This is a genomic window from Kitasatospora sp. NPDC049258, assembly GCF_040678895.1.
GTDB lineage: Bacteria > Actinomycetota > Actinomycetes > Streptomycetales > Streptomycetaceae > Kitasatospora.
On record NZ_JBFAQT010000026.1, the window covers coordinates 73,015 to 91,142 of the forward strand.

Consider the following 18,128-nt stretch of genomic DNA (forward strand, 5'->3'; position numbering starts at 1 on the left):
CCTCAGATCTCGAACCGATGGAATGCCGGCAGGCAAAGGCGCGACCTGGCGGCAGCGGAATACCGACCCGGCGGACCGGAATCGGGCAAACACCCGTGGAAAACGGGCCCACGCACGGAAGGGCGAGGTCAGGGAAGGCGGTGCGCAATGCTGCAGCGCATCGCGGTGCCGCCGATCCCGCCGACGATGTCGGCGGTGCGCCAGATGCCGTCCGGGCGCTCCAGCAGCGCGCCGTCGGCCAGCCGGACGGTGATCGGCATGCCGTCCCGCAGCGGTTCGGCCGCGCCCGCGGCCTTCATGGTGGTGCCGCGCATCCACAGCGTGTTGCTCCGGCCGCGGGCCAGCCCGTCCAGCTCGTACAGCAGGATCTGGCCGAGTTGGAGGCCCGTGACGAAGCTCTCGACCAGCCCGAGGAACGGCTGGTAGCCGCCCTCGATGCCGCCCTGCGCCGGGCCGGGGCCGGCCGATCCCGGGAAGAGCACCGATCCCCGGGCCAGGCCGGTGCCCGGATCGAGCACGATCTCCTCGATGGTCTGGGCCCGGTGGACGAACCCGGTGCCGTAGTAGCGGGAGGCGGCCGGACCGAGCAGCGCGTCCGGGTCGGCGTAGTCGCCGACGGCCGCCCTGGCCGCCGCGCGGGGGTGCTCGATCTCGCAGCGCACCCGCATGGCACCGATGGTCACCTCCACCGTGGAGGAGCGCCCGGGAGCCTCGGTGCGCAGCAGTTCGGCGCGGACCGCCAGCCGGTCCAGCTCCTCCAGCGGCGCGCCGGCGGCCTTGATCCGGACCTGCCGCACCCGCATGAACAGGCGCTGCTCCGGCTCCAGCCCGAAGGTGTGGGTCAGCAGCAGGTCGCCGGCCTGGACCGCGATGATGAGGGCGTCCACCGTGCTGAGGTGCGGCAGCAGGTCGACGTTGTCCTTCTTCCGCGACCAGTCGGCGGGGTACGCCACCCGCAGGTGGGTGCGCAGGGTGGCGGCACCGCTCGCGAAGGACTCCAGCGAGACCGTGCCGTAGGTGTACTCGACGCGCCGGTAGCCGGCGCCGAAGAAGCGCTGAGCGCCTGCTCCGAGGTAGTCGTCGACCGACGAGATGGTCATCATCCCGGTCGAATTCATAGGGAATCTCCAGTCCGCCCGTTCCGCCCGGACCCGCCGATTGCCCGAAAGAATTCCTGGGTATTTACGGCAGGATCCGAGCGGCTCTGATCACATTCCCGAGCCCGTTCGCCGGGCCCATGGCGAAGCTAGCACGGCCCGCCACCGCCCTGCCTGCGTCTGGCTATGCTGTCACTGCCAGTACCTGCTTAAGCGGCACCAGTCCGGCGGCGTTGCCGGGGCGACCGGTCGCGGTAATGTCATGGTGCCAAGACGGATACGGGCGACTCCGGCCGACAATTCCGGATTCCGTTTCCGTGCTGTTTCCGAGGCGTTTCCTGGGAGCCGCGATGAGTACCGCCAGCCGGCTCGGCCCGGTCCCTGTCGTCCCCGCCTACCAGCACGAGCAGCTGGTGGCCAAGCTGGGCATCGAGATCCTTCGGTACGAGCCCGGGCTGGTCATCGGCACGATGCCGGTGCGGGGCAACCGCCAGCCGGTGGGCATCCTGCACGGCGGCGCCAACGCGGTGCTGTCCGAGACGCTCGGCTCCCTCGCGGCCCTGCTGTACGCGGGGCCCGGGCAGACCGCCGTCGGCCTTGACCTGTCATGCACCCATCATCGATGGGTCTCGGCCGGCACGGTCACGGGCGTCTGCCGGCCGCTGCACGAGGGCCGCACCAGCGCCAGCTACGAGATCGTCATCAGCGACTCCAGCGGCCGCCGCACCTGCACCACCCGGCTGACCTGCGCGATCGGCGGCACTCCTGGCCGGCGCCGCAGTTTTGACTTCCCGCCAGTAGAGATCTGAAGCGAACCGAGAGAGGTACCAACGATGTGCCACCCCACCGACAGCAGGCCGCCCGGCGTCGCGAACCCGGGGGAGGTCGCGGAGCACGGCCTGGTCGAGCTGACCGCCTCGGACGGCACCGTCTTCCACGCCTACCGCGCGCTCCCGGCCGAGCCGAACGGGCGCAGCGTCGTGATCATCCCCGACGTCCGGGGCGTCCACCCGTACTACCAGGACCTGGCCCAGCGCTTCGCCGAGGCGGGCTTCGCCGCCGCGGCGATCGACTACTACGGGCGGACCGCGGGCCTGGGCGACCGGGACGACGACTTCCCGTGGTCGGAGCACTTCCCGAAGCTCGATCCGGCCGAGATCGCCCTGGACGTCAAGGCGGCCGCCGACCACCTCGCCGAGGTCGCCCCCGGCCCGGTCTTCTCGGTCGGTTTCTGCTTCGGCGGCAGCCAGTCCTGGCGGCTGTCCGCCGGCGGCCTGGGGCTGGCCGGCGCGATCGGCTTCTACGGCGCCCCGGGGCTGGTCGAGGACGTCATCGACGACATCTCCGCCCCGCTGCTGCTGCTGATCGCGGGCAGCGACGTGGCCACCCCACAGGAGGACTTCACCGCCTTCGCGGGCAAGCTCGGCGACGCGGGCAAGGACTTCGACATGAAGGTCTACGAGGGCGCCCCGCACTCCTTCTTCGACCGCGGCTTCGCCGAGTGGAAGGACGCCTGCGCCGACGCGTGGACCCGGATCGAGGAGTTCACCACCCGCCACGCGGCCGCCTGACCCGCCGGGCAGCTCACCGCCGGCCGCCACCGGCCTCGACCACCCCGAGCCGAAAGGGGTTCCTCCCGATGACCCAGTACCCGAGCGAGCGCTTCGCCCGCGGGGTGGCCAACCTCGCCGCGCTCGGCGACGACGGCGAGACGATCTTCAGCTCGCTGGCCGAGGTCGCACCGGATCTGAGCCGCTACGTGGCGGAGTTCGCCTTCGGCGACCTCTACTCGCGGCCGGGCCTCGACCTCAAGCAGCGTCAACTGCTGACCATCGCCTCGCTGAACGCGCTGGGCGACTGCCAGCCCCAGCTGGCCTTCCACATGAATCTGGCGCTGAACGCGGGGGCGAGCGCCGAGGAGATCGTCGAGACGATCCTGCACTGCCTCGCCTTCGTCGGCTTCCCGCGCACCTACAACAGCATGCGGATCGCCAAGCAGGTGCTCGGCGAGCGCGGCCTGCTCCCGGTCAAGGCCGCCGACCCGGTCGCCCCGGCCACCGCCGGCTCCCCCCGGCCGGCGTAGGCCGGGGCCGCCCCGGCCCCACCCCGGTGCGGGTGCGCCGCCCCCCACCGTCGCGCGCCCGCACCGGCCCAGCCACCCTCCCTCTCCCGTCCTCCCAGGTGGTGAGCTGATCCCATGCACGGGACACATGTGCGGTTTTCCTCCATCGACGATTTCCTCGGCCCGGCCGACCGGAGGTTCTTCGGTCTGGGCCTCAAGGGCGTGCGCCACGCGATCGCCCCGCTCTCCGTCGGCGCACCGGACGGCGCCCGCCGCGGCGTCGCCGGCCTCGCCGAGCTGAGCCATCCGGGCGAGTGGAGCCGGCAGACCTCCGGCATGCCGTTCGCCCCGCACATCGACTGCCTCGACGCGCTGGCCCTCACCGTGCAGTTGTGCGAGGCGTACCTGCTGCACACCTACGGCCTCGACCCCGCCCAGCGCGGGCGGATGTGGCTGCGCCGCTACGAGTTCCGGGCCTCCGCCGAGGAGCGGCTCACCCCCGGCGGCTTCCCGGTCCGGGCCTCCCTGATCGAGACCGTCCCGGCGCCGCGGAGCCTGGGCGGCTACGTCTCGACCTTCGAGTGCCGGCTGGCCACCGTCCGCACCTGGTGCACGGTGGAGCACGAACTCACCGCGATCCGCAGCGCCCCGGCGGTCTTCGGCTCCGCGCACGAGGCCCTCGGCCCGGGGGCGGAGCGGTTCCACGACGAGGGCTACCGCCGACGCTCCCAGCGGATCACCGAAGTGACGGTCCGGCTGCCGGAGAACCGCGTCGAGGCGGCGGTGTCCGTCGAGCCGGACGAGGACGCCGGCCTCCGGCCCGCGGACCTGGGCGGGGCCTACCACCCGTCGCTCTCGGCGATCGACTGCCTGGCGGTGCAGGCGCAGCTCGGGCAGGTCCTGCTCTACCAGATGGACGGCGCCGCCAAGATCGACGGCGGCACGCTGCGGATCCGGCGGGTGGTGCTGAGCGCGCAGACGCCCTACCAGCCACTGGCCGGTCCGTTCCGCGCGTTCGCGGAGACCCACCGCAGCCGGCTGCTCACCTGGGGCGGCGGCACCTGGCGCACCACCAGGCTGGTCGGCCACTGCCAGGGGATCCAGGCGAGCCTCTCGCTCGCCCATGAACTGCCCGCGGCCATGCTGCTCACCGAGGCACGGCCCCGGACGGTGAACACCGCATTCCACTAGGCCGTGGCCCCACGGCCCCGGGCCTCGCCGAACACCGAAGGGAAGTGCACGGGGATGGGACGCAAACCGGTACGGGCCCCGGCCGCCGGCCGAACCGCCACGACGCCACGGCCGGCGCGGAAGGGTCGTCAGCAGCCTTGCGCGCAGCCCGCCGAGCCGGGGCCGGCGGATCCGGGGCTGGCGGAGTGCACGACGGCGGAGCTGCTGCGGCTCACCCTGGTCCGTACCCAGCAGGGGCTGAGCGGCGGCCCGGACCGCACCCGCTGACGCCCGGTCGGCACGGCTGCGAGGGTGCTCGAAAATACTTCTGAACCCACCTGCAACCTCCCCGGGGGATGGACGTCTATCAGGGTGAGAGCAAGGGAACGGGCCGGCGGAGCCGGACGGGGTCGGTCGCTCTCGACACTCTCGATCAGATCCACGCCTCTGGGGGAACCGCGTCATGAACGTGTCCGTTATCAGCCTGTTTGCGAAGTTTGCCACCGCCGGTGCCGGCCGCTCGTGGACATCGCGCCTCGCGGTCTCCGTCCCGCTCGCCGCGGTCGTGGCCGTCGGCGCGGTCGGCTGCTCGGACCCGAAGACCGGCACGGCGGCGGGGCGGCCGAGCGCCGCCGCGAGCACCGCGGTCACGGCGCCGGCGCCCGCCACCGCGTCCGCGGCGCCGTCCACCGCGGCCCCCACCGCGGCCCCGGCCGTGCCCGCCGCGGACACCGGCGCCGCGGAGACCACCGAGCAGGGCTCCCACCCGGCGGCGCCGGCCGCCCGGCGCACCGCCGACCAGGAGGTGACGGTCCGCTTCGACGGCCTGGACGAGGGCCGCAAGCTGGCGGCCGGCGGCGACCCGACGGTCTTCTCGGTGACCTGGACCAACACCTCCGGCCACCGGCTGGCCGGTGTCGCCCCGGTGGTCGCGGCGCAGCAGTTCACGGGGGCCCGCTGCCAGGTCATCATGGGCACGGTCGCCGGGACGCTGGAGCGCAACGACGGCGGCGCCTGGACGGACGTCCCGATCAGCCAGGGCACCGGCATGGACTACGCGACCACCGGCAACAAGGCGGCCTTCCCGCTGGCCGCCGGCGCGAGCCGGACGATCCAGTACCGGATCCGGCTCGCCGAGGACAACGGCCCGGCGCCGCTCGCGATCGAGGCCGACGCCTACGTCCCGTCGACCACCGACTTCAAGGCCCTCGGCAAGGCCGTGCGGCGGATCGCCGTGGTGGACGAGCACCGGCCCTCCGCGGGCATGCCGACCATGACCCCGATCCCGACCTCGGTGACGGTGGGCGGTCCGGCGGTCGAGGTGCAGGTCTCCGCCGGGAACTTCACCGCGGCGCCGTTCCGCTCGCTGGCCCCGCGTCTGACGCTGGGGGTGACCCGCAAGACCGCCTACGTCGACGAGGCCCTGGGCGCCGAGAACGTGGGCGCCGAGGTGTTCGTCGCGGGCGCCTGGAAGAAGCTGCCGGTCACCGACGACTGCGGCGAGGTCTCGGTGGACACCTCCTCGCTGGCCGCTCCGCTGGAGAACGGCCCGAACGGGCGGGTCCTCAACCACCTCTTCCGCTTCTCGCTCGCCCCGAGCGTCGCGGCGGACGTCACCTCGCTGGACGTCTCGGCCGGCGCGGTCGCGGACGGCCACTACGCGGAGTCCGTGACCACCCGGGTCGGGGTCAAGCGCTGACCCGCGCCCACCCACGCACCCACGCACGCACGCACCCACCCACGCACCACCGAGCCGCCCACCACCGAGCCGCCTGCGCCGGCAGGCGCGACGCCCCCGGAGCCCGTCGGCTCCGGGGGCGTCCGGCGTACCCGCCCGGCGGCCTGGCAGGGCACCGGGCGGCGGCGCATGCTGGAAGGCACGGGCGGTTCACCCGGTGCCGGTCCTTGTCGCACCGCCACCCGCGCCCGCGCTCCCGGGGCCCGGGCGGGGCGAGCCGCAGATCGAGGCGCGGTACGGTCCGGCTGGTCGCGGACCGGCCCGTGGCAAGGGAGATCGCGATGGACACGGCCGTCTACCAGTCGTTGCGGGACGCGCTCCGCGGCCCGGTCACCGGACCGGGAGAACCGGGGTACGACGAGGCCCGGAAGATCTACAACGCGATGATCGACCGGCGACCGGCGGCCATCGTGCCGTGCGCGGACGCGGCCGACGTGATGGCCGCGGTGGGGTTCGGCCGGGAGAACGGCGTACCGGTCGCGGTACGCGGCGGCGGGCACAGCGGTTCCGGGCTCTGCCTGATCGACGACGGCCTGGTGCTGGACCTGGCGCCGATGCGCGGTGTGCGGGTGGATCCGGTGGCCAGGACGGCCCAGGTGGCCGGCGGTGCGCTGCTCGGCGACCTGGACCACGCGGCCCACGCGTTCGGCCTCGCCGTCCCGGCCGGCATCGTGTCGACCACCGGGGTCGGCGGCCTCACCCTGGGCGGCGGCCACGGCCACCTCACCCGCCGGTACGGCCTCACCGTCGACAGCCTGCTGTCGGCGGACGTGGTGCTGGCCGACGGCAGTTTCGTGACGGCGGACGAGAGCCGGCACCCGGACCTGTTCTGGGCGCTGCGGGGCGGCGGCGGCAACTTCGGGGTGGTCACCTCGTTCACCTTCCGGCTGCACCCCGTGGACACCGTGGGCCTCGGCCTGACGGTGTGGCCGCTGGACCTGCTGCCGGACGTGCTCCGCTGGTACCGGGACTTCCTCCCGCAGGCGCCCACCGAGCTGAACGGGTTCTTCGCCGTGCTGGTGGTCCCGCCCGGCCCGCCGTTCCCCGAGGAGCTGCACCACCGCAAGATGTGCGCCGTGGTGTGGTGCTACACCGGTGACCTGGACGGCCTGGACACGGTGTTCGCCCCGGCCCGCGAGCCGGGCCCGCCCGCCTTCCAGTTCCAGACACCGATGCCGTACCCCGCGCTGCAGGGCATGTTCGACCCGCTGCTGCCGCCCGGTCTGCAGTGGTACTGGCGCGGAGCCTTCTTCGACCGCATCACCGACGAGGCGATCGAGGTGCACGCCCGGTACGCGCAGGACGTGCCGACCGAACTGTCGACCATGCACCTCTACCCGGTCGACGGCGCCGCCCACCAGGTCGCGCCGGACGCGACGGCCTGGGCCTACCGGGACGCGGTCTGGTCCGGGGTCTTCGGCGGCATCGACCCGGATCCGGCCAACGCCGGCGCCGTCCGCGACTGGTCCGTCGGCTACTCGGACGCGCTGCACCCGTACTCGATGGGCGGCGCCTACGTGAACTTCATGATGGCCGAGGGCCGGGGCGGGGTCCGGGCGACCTACCGCGACCACTACGACCGCCTCGCCCGGATCAAGGGGACGTACGACCCGGACAACCTGTTCCGCGCCAACCAGAACATCGAGCCGGCCTGAGCCGCCGGTGAGCGCGCCCCGTCGGTCTGACGGCAGGTCGGCCCGCCCGGCCGCGCCCGCTACTGCATCCCGTTGCGGCGGAACGGCAGGTACGGGGAGCCGCTCCGGGCCTCCTCGCCCGCGCTGCCGGGGAAGTACGGGTACGGGATGACCTGGGAGACGGTGCCCTGGGAGCCGTTGTCCTCCAGGCCGATGTAGCGGGTGTGCGCGGCGTCCGCCCAGCCGCCGAACAGCACGGTGTGGCCGCCGGCGATCAGCGCGTCGCCCGGCTGGAGGTCGTCCTTGCCGATCCGGTGGGCCACGTCGCCCTTCATCAGGCCCCAGGTGTTGAGGCCGGGGCCGGGCAGGCCCCAGGCGGCCGAGACGAAGCCGGAGCAGTCGTCGCGGTAGCCGTTGGTGAAGGCGGACTGGCTGTAGCCGATCCGGTGGTTGATCCGCTCCAGGGCGCGGTCCACGGCATCCTTGCGCTCCTTGGACAGGCCCTCGGTCTTGGGCTCGGCCTTCACACCGGCACCGGTGGTGGTGTGGTGCTTGCCCGGCGACCAGGCGTCCCAGTTGCCGGTGGTCTTCCAGTCGCCGGTGCCATGGCCCTGCGGGTAGTCGTCCCGGGTGCCCGAGCCGCTGCCGCCGCCGTCGCCGCCGCCGCCGGGCGACTTGGGCTGCTGGTGGCCACCGCTGCCACCGCTGCCGCCCTTGGCACCGCCCGCGCCGTCGATCCCGGTCTGCGGGCCACCGCCGGTGCCGGGCGACTTCGGCTGGTCGCCGCCGCCCTTGACCTTCTTCTTGAGCTCCTCCTCGAGCTTGTGCTCGATGCCCTGGTACTCGCCGATGACCTGCTTGATCTTCTCGACGTCGCCGGCCAGCTCCTTGGTGAGCGTCTCCTTGGTCTGCTGGAGGTGCTCGGCGCGGTCCTTGATCTCCCCGACGTCCCGGATCAGCTGGCCGGTCACCATGGCGAAGCCGGGGATCCCGGCGAACTGGCTGGCCGCCAGGTCGGTGGCGGCGGCCTTGGCGATGGTCGCCTTGATGTGGCCGAGCTTGCCGCTCAGCTCCTCCATCCGCTGCTGGAGCTTCTGCCAGTCCTGCTGGATCCTGCCAAGCTCCTGCAGCTGAACCATGAACTGCTCGCTGCCCATAGGCCCGTCCCCCTGCTCTGCTCTGTGAATGGCGACATCGGTGTGCGGTGGCGCACGGATCAGTAGACGTCGGCCAGGCGCTCGATCGACTTGCCGAGGCCGTCCAGCTCGTCGGCCACCCCGGACAGCTCCCGGACCCGGCCCTGGGCGTGCGCGACGAAGGCGTCCGCCGCCGCGCCGTGCCAGGTGAGCTTCCCGAGCGCCGAGCCGACCTCCTGGCCCAGCTGGTCGACCTCCTTGCCGAGCGCCTCCAGCTCGGCGGCGATCCGCTTCAGCTCGGCGTCGGCGTCCCCGAACATCTTGCCGAGTGCCCAGTGGGCGATCTCGGCGGGCGCCATGACGATGTCCTTGCCGACCTCGAGGGCGGCGCCGCCGAGATCCTTGACGTCGTCCCACAGCTCGCCTGCGAAGTTCACGGTCAGCCCCCCACAGGAATAAGTAGTACTGCCAGATGGTCCGTCAAATGCTAGCCAAGCACCGGCCACCGACAGCAGGCCGCCCCCGCCCGGATACTCCCGGACGGGGGCGGCTCGGCGGGTGCGCCCTCAGCGCGCCGCGGCCGGCGGGATGTTGTAGTTCACCCGGAACAGGTTGCCCGGGTCGTACGCGGCCTTCAGCGCCGCCAGCCGCCGGTAGTCCTCGGGCGGGTAGCAGGCCCGGACCAGCTCCGGCGTGGTGTCGTCGATGCCGAGGAAGTTCACGAACGAGCCGCCGGTGCTCCAGGGGGCGAGCTTGTCGTGCAGCACGGCGTGGACCTCGCGGACGGCCGCCAGCGGGGCGAACTCCAACAGGAAGGTGGAGAACAGCATGTAGCCGGCGTCCCGGCCGCCGACCGCGTTCGCCACCCGGGGGCCGCGGGCGTACGCACCGCCATGGTGCCGCAGCTCCAGGATGACCGGTGCGTCGGCGGCCGGCCCGGCCAGCTCCAGCAACAGGTCGACGGCCTCGGCGTCCAGCTCGCGCAGGGCGGTGTTGCGGTCGTAGGCCGCCGCCGGCATCGGCGGCTCGTGGTGGATCGAGCCGACCTCCTGGTACGGCAGCTCGCGCAGGCTGTCGATCAGGGTCGGGCCGAGCTCGCGCAGCGGGCGGACCCAGCGCTCGCCCTCGGCGCGCTCACCGCACCAGGCGATCCGCACGTGCGCCACGAAACGCCCGCGCAGCGGTTCCGGCAGCACCGGCAGGTCCGGGTAGCGGATCAGCTGGATCGAGGAGGACATCTCCTCGGGCACCGTCCTGGTCCAGGCCGCCCAGCCGTGCAGCGCCGCGGCCGCCGACTCGCCGGGGAAGTACAGCCCGCCGCCGAACAGGCCGGTCAGCGGCACCAGGTCGATCTCCATGGCGGTCACCACGCCGAAGTTGTCCTTGCCGCCGCGCAGGGCCCAGAACAGCTCCGGCTCGCGCTCGGCGTCCACCGCGCGCGGCCGCCCGTCCGCGGTCACCAGGTCGAGCCGCCGGACGTGGTCGGCCGCGTAGCCGTACCGGCGGCCGAGCAGGCCGATGCCGCCGCCGAGGGTGTAGCCGACCGCGCCGACGTCCGGGTTGGAGCCGCTGAGCGGGGCGAGGCCGTGCGGGGCGGCCGCGGCGATCACCTCGTGCCAGCGCACGCCCGCCTCGAACCAGGCGGTGCGGGCCACCGGATCGATCCGCAGCCCCTTCATCCGGGCGGTGCTGATCACCAGGTGGCCGTCGGTGGGCACCGAGACGCCGTGGCCGGTTGCCTGGACGGCGACACCCAGGCCCGCCTCGGCCGCGTACCGGACGGCGGCGGCCACGTCGGCGGCCCCGGTGGCGCCGACCACCACGGCCGGGCGGTGGTCCAGCGCGAGGTTGTAGCCCCGCCGCTCGGCGTCGTATCCCTCGTCACCCGGCCGGAACACCGGCCCCGATATCCCGATCATGTCCCCGACGCTAACCGCCGCCGGCCGCGGCGGCGGGAGAGTGCCGGACGGTCTGTCAGGTCGGGGGCCGGGGCCGGGGCGGGCGGCGGCTAGGGTGCGGTCAGTCGATCTCGTACGGCCGGGTCAGCACCTCCAGGCTGTGGCCGCTGGGGTCGCGGAAGTAGACGCCGCGACCGCCGTGCCAGTGGTTGATCCGGCCGGGCTCCCGGTAGAAGGGGTCGGCGAAGATGGGCAGTCCGCGTTCCTGGACCCGGGCGAAGATCTGGTCGAACTCCTCCTCCTCGACCAGGAAGGCGTAGTGCTGCGCGGTGAACTCGCCGTCCTCGCGGAGCACGTCGAGGGAGACCTCGTTGCTCATCTGCACGACCAGGAAAGGGCCGTAGGACCTGGGCTCGGGGAGCCCGAAGATGCCGGTCAGGAGGTCCGCCGTGGCGCGGGGGTCGTGCGCCAGCACGATGGTGTGGTTCAGCTGGATGGCCATGATGCCTCTTCCCTTCGATTGAACCGATCGTCCGAGCTTCCTGACCGACGGTAGAACTTCTACCGAGCTTTAAGTCAAGTGTGAAGTAAACTACACGATGCAGTGCAAACGTCGGGATCGTGGAGAGGGACATCAATGGCCGCCAACACCGAGCCGCTGCAGGCGCCGGCCCACCGGGGGCTGCCCCAGAAGCGCCAGGCCATCGTGCGGGCGGCCCGGACGGTCTTCGGCCGGGAGGGCTTCACCCGGACCAGCGTGGACGTGATCGCGGCCGAGGCCGGGGTCTCCAAGCGGACCATCTACAACCACTTCACCGACAAGGAGCAGCTGTTCCAGGAGGTGATCCTGGCCGGTGCCAGCGAGGTGACCACGGCTCAGGTCGAGATCGCCGACCGGCACCTGCGCAAGATCGTCGCCCTGGAGCAGGACCTGGTGGACTTCGCCCTCGACCGGGTGGCCTCGCTGACCGCCTTCGCCGACCACTGGGCGCTGGTGCGCACCATCGAGGCCGAGGCGCCCCGGATCCGGCCCGCCGTGCTGGAGGCCTGGCAGGAGGCGGGGCCGCGCGAGACCCATCGCGAACTCACCCGCCGCTTCGACGGGTTCGCCGAGCGCGGGCTGCTGGAGGTGGACGATCCGCACCAGGCGGCCGACCACTTCAACCTGCTCACTTTCATCAGCGTGACCCAGCCCTCGTTCTACGGCGCGATCCCGCTGCCGCCGGCCCGGGTCAACGAGATCGTCACCCACGGCGTGCGGACCTTCCTGCGCCTCTACCGCCCGGCCGCGGCCGGGTGATCGGAGAGACCCCGATGGGACTGCGGATGGTGGACGTCGGCCCGGGCGAGCCGGCCCTCGCGGCCGACGTGGCGCCGCTGATGGCGACGCTGCGGCCGGGCCTGGACGCGGCGGCGTTCGCCGCCTTCGCGGCCGAGGCGCACCGGCAGGGGCTGGTCTTCACCGCCGCGTACGACCCCGACGGCCGGTGCCTGGCGGTGGCCGGGCACCGGGTGCTCGCGACCAGCCGCGGCCGGCTGATGTTCGTCGACGACCTGGTGACCGCGCCGTGGGCCCGGTCCACCGGGGTGGGCGGCCGGCTGCTGGCCGAGCTGCGCGAGCGCGCGGTGCGGGCCGGCTGCGTGCGGATCGAGCTGGACTCCGGGGTGGCCAATCAGGCGGCGCACCGGTTCTACCACGCCCGCCGGATGGCGGTCACCGCATTCCATTTCGCGCTGGAGCTGCCGGCGGAACGGTCGCCGCAGCAGCCGGAGCTGCCCGCGCACTGACACCCCCGCGGGACTCCGTCAGTTCGGGTGTTCGACTTGACGGACCGTCCGAACCGCCTTTGACCCCCCTCCGCGGCGCTGGCCAGTATTCCGGCCATGGGCGAAAACACTAACGAGAACGCGCCGCTTTTCCAGGTCCGGTCGCAGACCGAGGTCTCCGCGGTGCCGGCCGACGTCTATGCCGTGATCAGCGACCTCCCCCGCAGTGGCGAGTGGAGCCCCGAATGCCTCGGCGGGGAATGGGTGCTCGGCGCCCCGGCCGCGGTCGGCTCGGTCTTCCGCGGCGAGAACCTCCGCTCCGAGGAGGTGGTCTCCTGGGCCCCGGTGGTCCGCGGCAAGTGGCACACCCACGCCGAGGTGGTCGCCGCCGAGCCGGGCCGGACCTTCCGCTGGGCCATGCACGACAGCACCGGCACCCCGCAGGACAGCGTGTGGGCCTTCGACATCGAGCCGGCCGGGGCCGCCGGCAGCGTCCTGGTGCACCACTTCCGGATGGGCGCGGCCACCGAGGGAATCCGCGGAATCACCGCCGAGATGGACGCCGCCGAGAAGCAGAAGTTCTTCGCCGACTGGGCCGAGAAGCTGGAGCACGACCTCGCGGAGACGCTCGGCCGGATCAAGCTCGTCATCGAAAAGAACTGATCGATCACTTCTGTGGATGAGAGGGCGGAAAGGTGTTTCTGCAGCGCATAGGAAACCAGGGAATTCGACTGGGGACGCTTTTCGAGCGAGCGGCCGCCAAGCACGGGTCGAACGTCCTGATCCTGGACCACGACCTCGACATCGCGCCCGGGCTGGGCCGCCGGGCCACCGTGGCCGAGGTCGCCGACCTGATCGACGACTTCGCCTCCCGGCTGTGGGCCGCCAAGGTCCGCCCCGGGCAGCGGGTGGTGGTCTACAAGTCGGACGGGTTCGACATCACCCTGCTCGCCTGCGCGGCGGCCCGGATCGGTGCCGTCCCGGTGCTGCTCTCGCCGAAGCTCGACGGCGCCACCGTGGCCGAGCTGGTGCGCCGGACCGACGAGCCGTTCCTGCTCACCGACCAGGCCAAGCTGGAGGACGAACTCCCCTCCTCGGTCTTCGAGTTCGCCGAGAAGGTGCTGCTCACCTCGGGCAGCTACCAGGGTGCCACCGAGCTGGCCGCGCTGGCCGGCGCCCCCCGGGTCGCGGCGGTGACCATGCCGGCCGACCACCCGACCCTGATCACCCACACCTCCGGCACCACCGGCACGCCGAAGCTGGCCGTGCACACCGGCCGCACCCTGCAGGCGCGCTACCGCCCGCAGGCGACCGTGGTGAAGCCGCTGATCCCCGGCCGCGAGACGATCGCGATGCACGTCTCCTTCGTGCACTCCCGGCTGATCACCGCGCTGGCCATCTCGCTCTTCCGCGGCTTCCCGATCGTGGTGCTCCGCGAGTCGGACCCGGCGCACGTCGCCGACCTGTTCGCGCAGCTGCGCCCGGGGATCCTGGAGGCGCACCCCAACTCCTTCATGGAGTGGGAGGAGCTGGCCCACGACCCGCGCCGCCCGCTGGCCAACGTCAAGCTGTTCAGCAGCACCTTCGACGCCATCCACCCGCGCACCGTGCAGCGGATGCTGGGCGCCTCGGCCCGCCGGGCGCCGGTCTTCGGCCAGCTGTACGGGCAGAGCGAGATCGGCCCGGCGGTGGTCCGCTCGTTCTCCAAGCGGCGCGGCCCGGACGCCGATGGCCGCTGCGTGGGGGTGCCGTTCCCCGGCTTCACCGAGGTCCGGGTGGTCAGCCGGGACGGCAAGGCGCCGTCCGAGACCAACCCGGGCTACATCGAGGTGCGCAGCGACGGCCGGATCGTCACCTACCTCGGTGAGCAGGCCCGCTACGACGCCCAGGTGAACGACGGCTGGTGGCGGATGGGCGACGTCGGCTACCGGACCAAGTGGGGCTGCGTGCACCTGCTGGACCGCGAGGTCGACCTGATCGAGGGCTTCGGCTCGACGCTGGCCGCCGAGGACACCCTGTTCGCGAAGCTCGACCAGCTGGCCGAGGTCGTGATCATCCCGGGCGAGGACGGCCGGGCCGTCCCGGTGGTGTGCACCAAGGAGGACGTGCCGCTGGACCTGGCGGCCTGGCAGCAGGCGGTCGCCACGCTGCCGCCGATGGCGGACCCGGTGCAGTGGCGCCTCGGGGACCTGCCGCAGACCGCGACCACCAAGATCAAGCGCCTCGAACTGGCCCGGCTGCTCGCCTCCGGCAGCAGCGTGGCCGGCTGACGGGCCGAGGAGACCACGATGTCCAAGGTAGTCATAGTCGGCGGCGGCATCGGCGGCCTGGCCGCGGCGCTGTCGGCGGCCCGGCAGGGCCACCGGGTCACGGTGCTGGAGCGCGCCCCGGAGTTCGCCGAGATCGGCGCCGGCATCCAGATCGCACCGAACGGGATCCACGCGCTGGAGCGCCTGGGCCTGGGCGACGCGGTCCGCGAGTCGGCCGTGCACATGGCCGAGCTGCGCTTCATGGACGGCGTGACCGGCGAGCACGTGGTCAGCCTGCCGCTCACCGAGGAGTACCGGCGGCGGTTCGGCAACCCGTACGTGGTGGTGCACCGGGCCGAGCTGCACGGCCTGCTGCTGAAGGCCTGCCTGGCCACCGAGGGGGTCGAGCTGCGCAGCGACTCGACCGCGGTCGGCTACCGGCAGGACGGCGCGGGCGCGACCCTGCTGCTGGCGGACGGCGGCCGGGTCACCGGGGACGCGCTGATCGGCGCCGACGGCATCAACTCGGCGATCCGCCGGCAGCTGGTCGGCGACGGCGGTCCGCGGGTCTCCGGGATCACCGTCTACCGGGCGATCATCCCGATGGAGCAGGTGCCCGAGGAGCTCGGCGGGCGCACCTCGGTGACCTGGTGGACCGGCCCGGGCTGCCACTTCGTGCACTACCCGATCGCCGGCGGCAAGTACCTCAACCTGGCGGCCAGCAGCGACAACGGGGCGACCGAGGAGCTGGCCGGGGTGCCGGTGGAGAAGGAGTTCGTGCGGCAGCGGTTCGCCCCGCTGGGCGCGGACGCGCACCGGCTGCTGGAGCTCGGCGAGGGCTGGAAGTCCTGGGTGCTGGTGGACCGCGACCCGGTGGCCAACTGGTGCGACGGGCGGGTCACCCTGCTCGGCGACGCGGCCCACCCGATGCTGCACTACGCGGCGCAGGGCGCCTGCCAGGCGCTGGAGGACGCCGTACTGCTGGGCGACCTGCTGGACTGCGGGGCGGACGAGTTCCCGCAGCGTTTCGAGAAGTACAACGCCGAACGGCGCGAGCGGACCGCGAAGGTCCAGCTCACCTCCCGGGAGAGCATCCGGCTGTGGCACCCGGCGGGCGAGGCCGCCCGGGCCCGCAACGCCGCGCTGCGCTCGCTCTCCGCCACCCAGCTGCACGACCAGGTCGCCTGGATGCACGGCGTCCGGAGCTTCGGCCAGCCCGTCGATCAGCACCTCGACCGACCCGTCGATCAGCACCCCGACCAGCACCTCGACCAGCACCTCGACCAGAACGGAGCGCAGAAGTGACTGCCAGTCAGACCGAGATCTGCATCATCGGCGCCGGCCCGCGCGGGCTCTCGGTGCTGGAGCGGATCTGCGCCAACGAGCGGCGCGCCCCCTCCCGGCGCGCGGTGACGGTGCACGTGGTGGACCCCTCGGCGCCGGGCGCCGGGCAGGTCTGGCGGACCGACCAGTCCCGCCACCTGCTGATGAACACGGTGGCCTCGCAGATCACCGTGTACACCGACGACAGCGTGCACGTCGACGGGCCGATCGAGCCCGGGCCGACCCTGTACGAGTGGGCGAAGTCGCTGACCGAGGCGGGCGGCCACGACGCGCCGACCCTGGCCGAGGCCGCCGAGCTGGGCCCCAACACCTACCCGACCAGGGCGTTCTACGGCACCTACCTGCACGACAGCTTCCGCCGGGTGGTGGCCGGCGCGCCCGCGCACGTCACCGTGCGGGTGCACGCCTCGCGCGCCGTCGCGATGGCCGACACCCACGGCATCACCGGCGGCCCGCAGGGCGTCCGGCTGGAGGACGGCACCCGGCTGAACCGGCTGACCGCGATCGTGCTGGCCCAGGGCCACGTGCCGGCCCGGCTGACCCCGCGCGAGGCGAAGACCGCCAGTCTGGCCCGGATCCACCACCTCACCTACCTGACCCCGGCCAACCCGGCGGACCTGGACGTCAGCGTGGTCGCACCGGGGCAGAACGTGCTGCTGCGCGGGCTCGGGCTGAACTTCTTCGACCACATGGCGCTGTTCACGCTCGGCCGCGGCGGGCGCTTCGTCCAGGACGGCGACCGGCTGGTCTACCGGCCCTCCGGCCTGGAGCCCAAGCTGTACGCGAGTTCGCGGCGCGGCATCCCGTACCACGCCCGCGGCGAGAACGAGAAGGGCGCGTACGGCCGGTACTTCCCCCGGCTGCTCACCGCCGGGCTGATCTCGGACCTGCGCCGGCGGGCCGAGGACGGGCAGCGGGTGCACTTCGGCACCGACCTGTGGCCGCTGATCGCCCGCGAGGTGGAGAGCGTCTACTACGCCACCCTGCTGGAGTCGCTCGGCCGCGGCGCCGAACGGGAGGACTTCACCACCCGCTACCTGGCCGCCGAGCGCGCCGAGGACCGGGCCGAGGTGCTGGACGGCTTCGACCTGCCCGCGGCCGCGCGCTGGGACTGGGAGAAGCTCTCCCGCCCCTACCAGGACCGGGAGTTCGCCGACCGGGCGGACTTCCACCACTGGCTGCTGGAGTACCTGGCGCAGGACGTCCGGGACGCCAAGGCCGGCAATGTCAGCGGCCCGCTGAAGGCGGCCCTGGACGTGCTGCGCGACCTGCGCAACGAGATCCGCCTGGCGGTCGACCACGGTGGTCTGGAGGGCAACTCCCACCGGGACGACCTGGAGGGCTGGTACACCCCGCTGAACGCCTTCCTGTCGATCGGGCCGCCGGCCTCCCGGATCGAGCAGATGATCGCGCTGGTCGAGGCCGGGGTGCTGGAGCTGACCGGCCCGGCCACCGAGATCCGGATCGACACCGAGCGGCCGGCGTTCGTGGCCCGCTCCCAGGTGGTGCCGGGCGAGCCGGTGCGGGCCTCGGTGCTGATCGAGGCCCGGCTGCCCGAGCCCGACCTGCGCCGCACCGACGACCCGCTGCTGCGCCACCTGCTGGACACCGAGCAGTGCACCACGTACCGCATCTCGGCCTCCTGCGGGTCGAGTTACGAGACCGGCGGGCTGGCCGTCACCGAGCGCCCGTACCGGCTGCTGGACGCCCGCGGGCGGGCGCACCCGCGCCGGTTCGCCTACGGCATCCCGACCGAGTCGGTGCACTGGGTGACCGCGGCCGGGATCCGGCCGGGCGTGGACTCGGTGACCCTGGGTGACTCGGACGCCATCGCCCGGGCCGTGCTCGCGCTGCCCGAGACGGCCAGCGTGCCGCTCGCGGTCCGGCCCACGCCGGCCGAGACCGACCTGCTCGGGGTCGTGGTGTGACCGTGGACATCGATGCCGGCCTGCTCTCCCCCGTGCGGGCCGGCACCCCCGTCGAAGCCGCCGTCAGCGACCACGCCTGGCTGCAGGCCATGCTCGACGCCGAAG

Annotated in this window: 17 protein-coding genes; 12 read left to right on the plus strand and 5 right to left on the minus strand. The window is 73.0% G+C overall.

The features are described 5' to 3' along the window. Positions 1 to 128 precede the first annotated feature (128 nt). Complete coding sequence (locus AB0K43_RS21890) at positions 129 to 1,103, minus strand: AvrD family protein (protein WP_363642188.1); 975 nt, start codon at positions 1,101 to 1,103, stop codon at positions 129 to 131. Positions 1,104 to 1,447: 344 nt separating this feature from the next. On the opposite strand from AB0K43_RS21890, the gene AB0K43_RS21895 reads away from it, so the two are divergent. From AB0K43_RS21895 to AB0K43_RS21920, 6 genes are all read left to right on the plus strand, one after another. Then, positions 1,448 to 1,906 (plus strand): hotdog fold thioesterase, encoded by a 459-nt coding sequence (locus AB0K43_RS21895; protein WP_363642190.1) that lies wholly within the window; start codon positions 1,448 to 1,450, stop codon positions 1,904 to 1,906. A gap of 24 nt (positions 1,907 to 1,930) precedes the next feature. Then, the gene (locus AB0K43_RS21900) at positions 1,931 to 2,668 is read left to right on the plus strand and encodes a dienelactone hydrolase family protein (RefSeq protein ID WP_363642192.1); all 738 of its coding nucleotides are present in this window, start codon (positions 1,931 to 1,933) and stop codon (positions 2,666 to 2,668) included. 68 nt (positions 2,669 to 2,736) lie between these two features. After that, positions 2,737 to 3,180: a carboxymuconolactone decarboxylase family protein gene (locus AB0K43_RS21905; protein ID WP_363642194.1), complete on the plus strand. Its 444-nt coding sequence runs from the start codon at positions 2,737 to 2,739 to the stop codon at positions 3,178 to 3,180. Between the two features lie 129 nt (positions 3,181 to 3,309). Continuing rightward, positions 3,310 to 4,350 carry an AvrD family protein gene (locus tag AB0K43_RS21910; protein WP_363642196.1) on the plus strand — a complete coding sequence of 347 codons (1,041 nt, stop codon included), beginning with the start codon at positions 3,310 to 3,312 and terminating at the stop codon, positions 4,348 to 4,350. A gap of 442 nt (positions 4,351 to 4,792) precedes the next feature. Beyond that, on the plus strand, positions 4,793 to 6,028 hold the full coding sequence (locus tag AB0K43_RS21915; protein WP_363642198.1) for a hypothetical protein: 1,236 nt from the start codon (positions 4,793 to 4,795) through the stop codon (positions 6,026 to 6,028). A gap of 320 nt (positions 6,029 to 6,348) precedes the next feature. After that, on the plus strand, positions 6,349 to 7,722 hold the full coding sequence (locus AB0K43_RS21920) for an FAD-binding oxidoreductase (RefSeq protein ID WP_363642200.1): 1,374 nt from the start codon (positions 6,349 to 6,351) through the stop codon (positions 7,720 to 7,722). Between the two features lie 59 nt (positions 7,723 to 7,781). Here the strand turns inward: AB0K43_RS21920 and AB0K43_RS21925 are convergent, their stop codons facing one another. The 4 genes from AB0K43_RS21925 to AB0K43_RS21940 form a co-directional block, all read right to left on the minus strand. Then, positions 7,782 to 8,840, minus strand: coding sequence for a hypothetical protein (locus AB0K43_RS21925; protein ID WP_363642202.1), 1,059 nt, complete (start codon positions 8,838 to 8,840; stop codon positions 7,782 to 7,784). A 77-nt stretch (positions 8,841 to 8,917) separates the two neighbouring features. Next, complete coding sequence (locus AB0K43_RS21930; RefSeq protein ID WP_363642204.1) at positions 8,918 to 9,274, minus strand: hypothetical protein; 357 nt, start codon at positions 9,272 to 9,274, stop codon at positions 8,918 to 8,920. A gap of 129 nt (positions 9,275 to 9,403) precedes the next feature. Then, positions 9,404 to 10,756: an FAD-binding oxidoreductase gene (locus AB0K43_RS21935; protein ID WP_363642206.1), complete on the minus strand. Its 1,353-nt coding sequence runs from the start codon at positions 10,754 to 10,756 to the stop codon at positions 9,404 to 9,406. Positions 10,757 to 10,856: 100 nt separating this feature from the next. Next, a complete protein-coding gene (locus tag AB0K43_RS21940; protein WP_363642208.1) occupies positions 10,857 to 11,237 on the minus strand; it encodes a VOC family protein in 381 nt (126 codons plus the stop codon). A 135-nt stretch (positions 11,238 to 11,372) separates the two neighbouring features. Here AB0K43_RS21940 and AB0K43_RS21945 point away from each other — a divergent pair, with 135 nt between their 5' ends. The 6 genes from AB0K43_RS21945 (at position 11,373) to AB0K43_RS21970 (ending at position 18,023) form a co-directional block, all read left to right on the plus strand. Further along, entirely contained in the window at positions 11,373 to 12,035 is a 663-nt protein-coding gene (locus AB0K43_RS21945) for a TetR/AcrR family transcriptional regulator (RefSeq protein ID WP_363642210.1), read from the plus strand. 14 nt (positions 12,036 to 12,049) lie between these two features. Beyond that, on the plus strand, positions 12,050 to 12,523 hold the full coding sequence (locus AB0K43_RS21950) for a GNAT family N-acetyltransferase (RefSeq protein ID WP_363642212.1): 474 nt from the start codon (positions 12,050 to 12,052) through the stop codon (positions 12,521 to 12,523). 96 nt (positions 12,524 to 12,619) lie between these two features. Then, positions 12,620 to 13,165 (plus strand): SRPBCC family protein, encoded by a 546-nt coding sequence (locus AB0K43_RS21955; protein WP_363642214.1) that lies wholly within the window; start codon positions 12,620 to 12,622, stop codon positions 13,163 to 13,165. A 32-nt stretch (positions 13,166 to 13,197) separates the two neighbouring features. Further along, positions 13,198 to 14,772 carry a class I adenylate-forming enzyme family protein gene (locus tag AB0K43_RS21960; RefSeq protein WP_363642216.1) on the plus strand — a complete coding sequence of 525 codons (1,575 nt, stop codon included), beginning with the start codon at positions 13,198 to 13,200 and terminating at the stop codon, positions 14,770 to 14,772. Positions 14,773 to 14,790: 18 nt separating this feature from the next. Then, positions 14,791 to 16,056, plus strand: a complete 1,266-nt coding sequence (locus tag AB0K43_RS21965; RefSeq protein WP_363642218.1) for an FAD-dependent oxidoreductase — start codon at positions 14,791 to 14,793, stop codon at positions 16,054 to 16,056. Then, positions 16,053 to 18,023: an FAD/NAD(P)-binding protein gene (locus AB0K43_RS21970; protein WP_363642220.1), complete on the plus strand. Its 1,971-nt coding sequence runs from the start codon at positions 16,053 to 16,055 to the stop codon at positions 18,021 to 18,023. The genes AB0K43_RS21965 and AB0K43_RS21970 overlap by 4 nt, the downstream gene beginning before the upstream one ends. Positions 18,024 to 18,128: the final 105 nt, after the last annotated feature.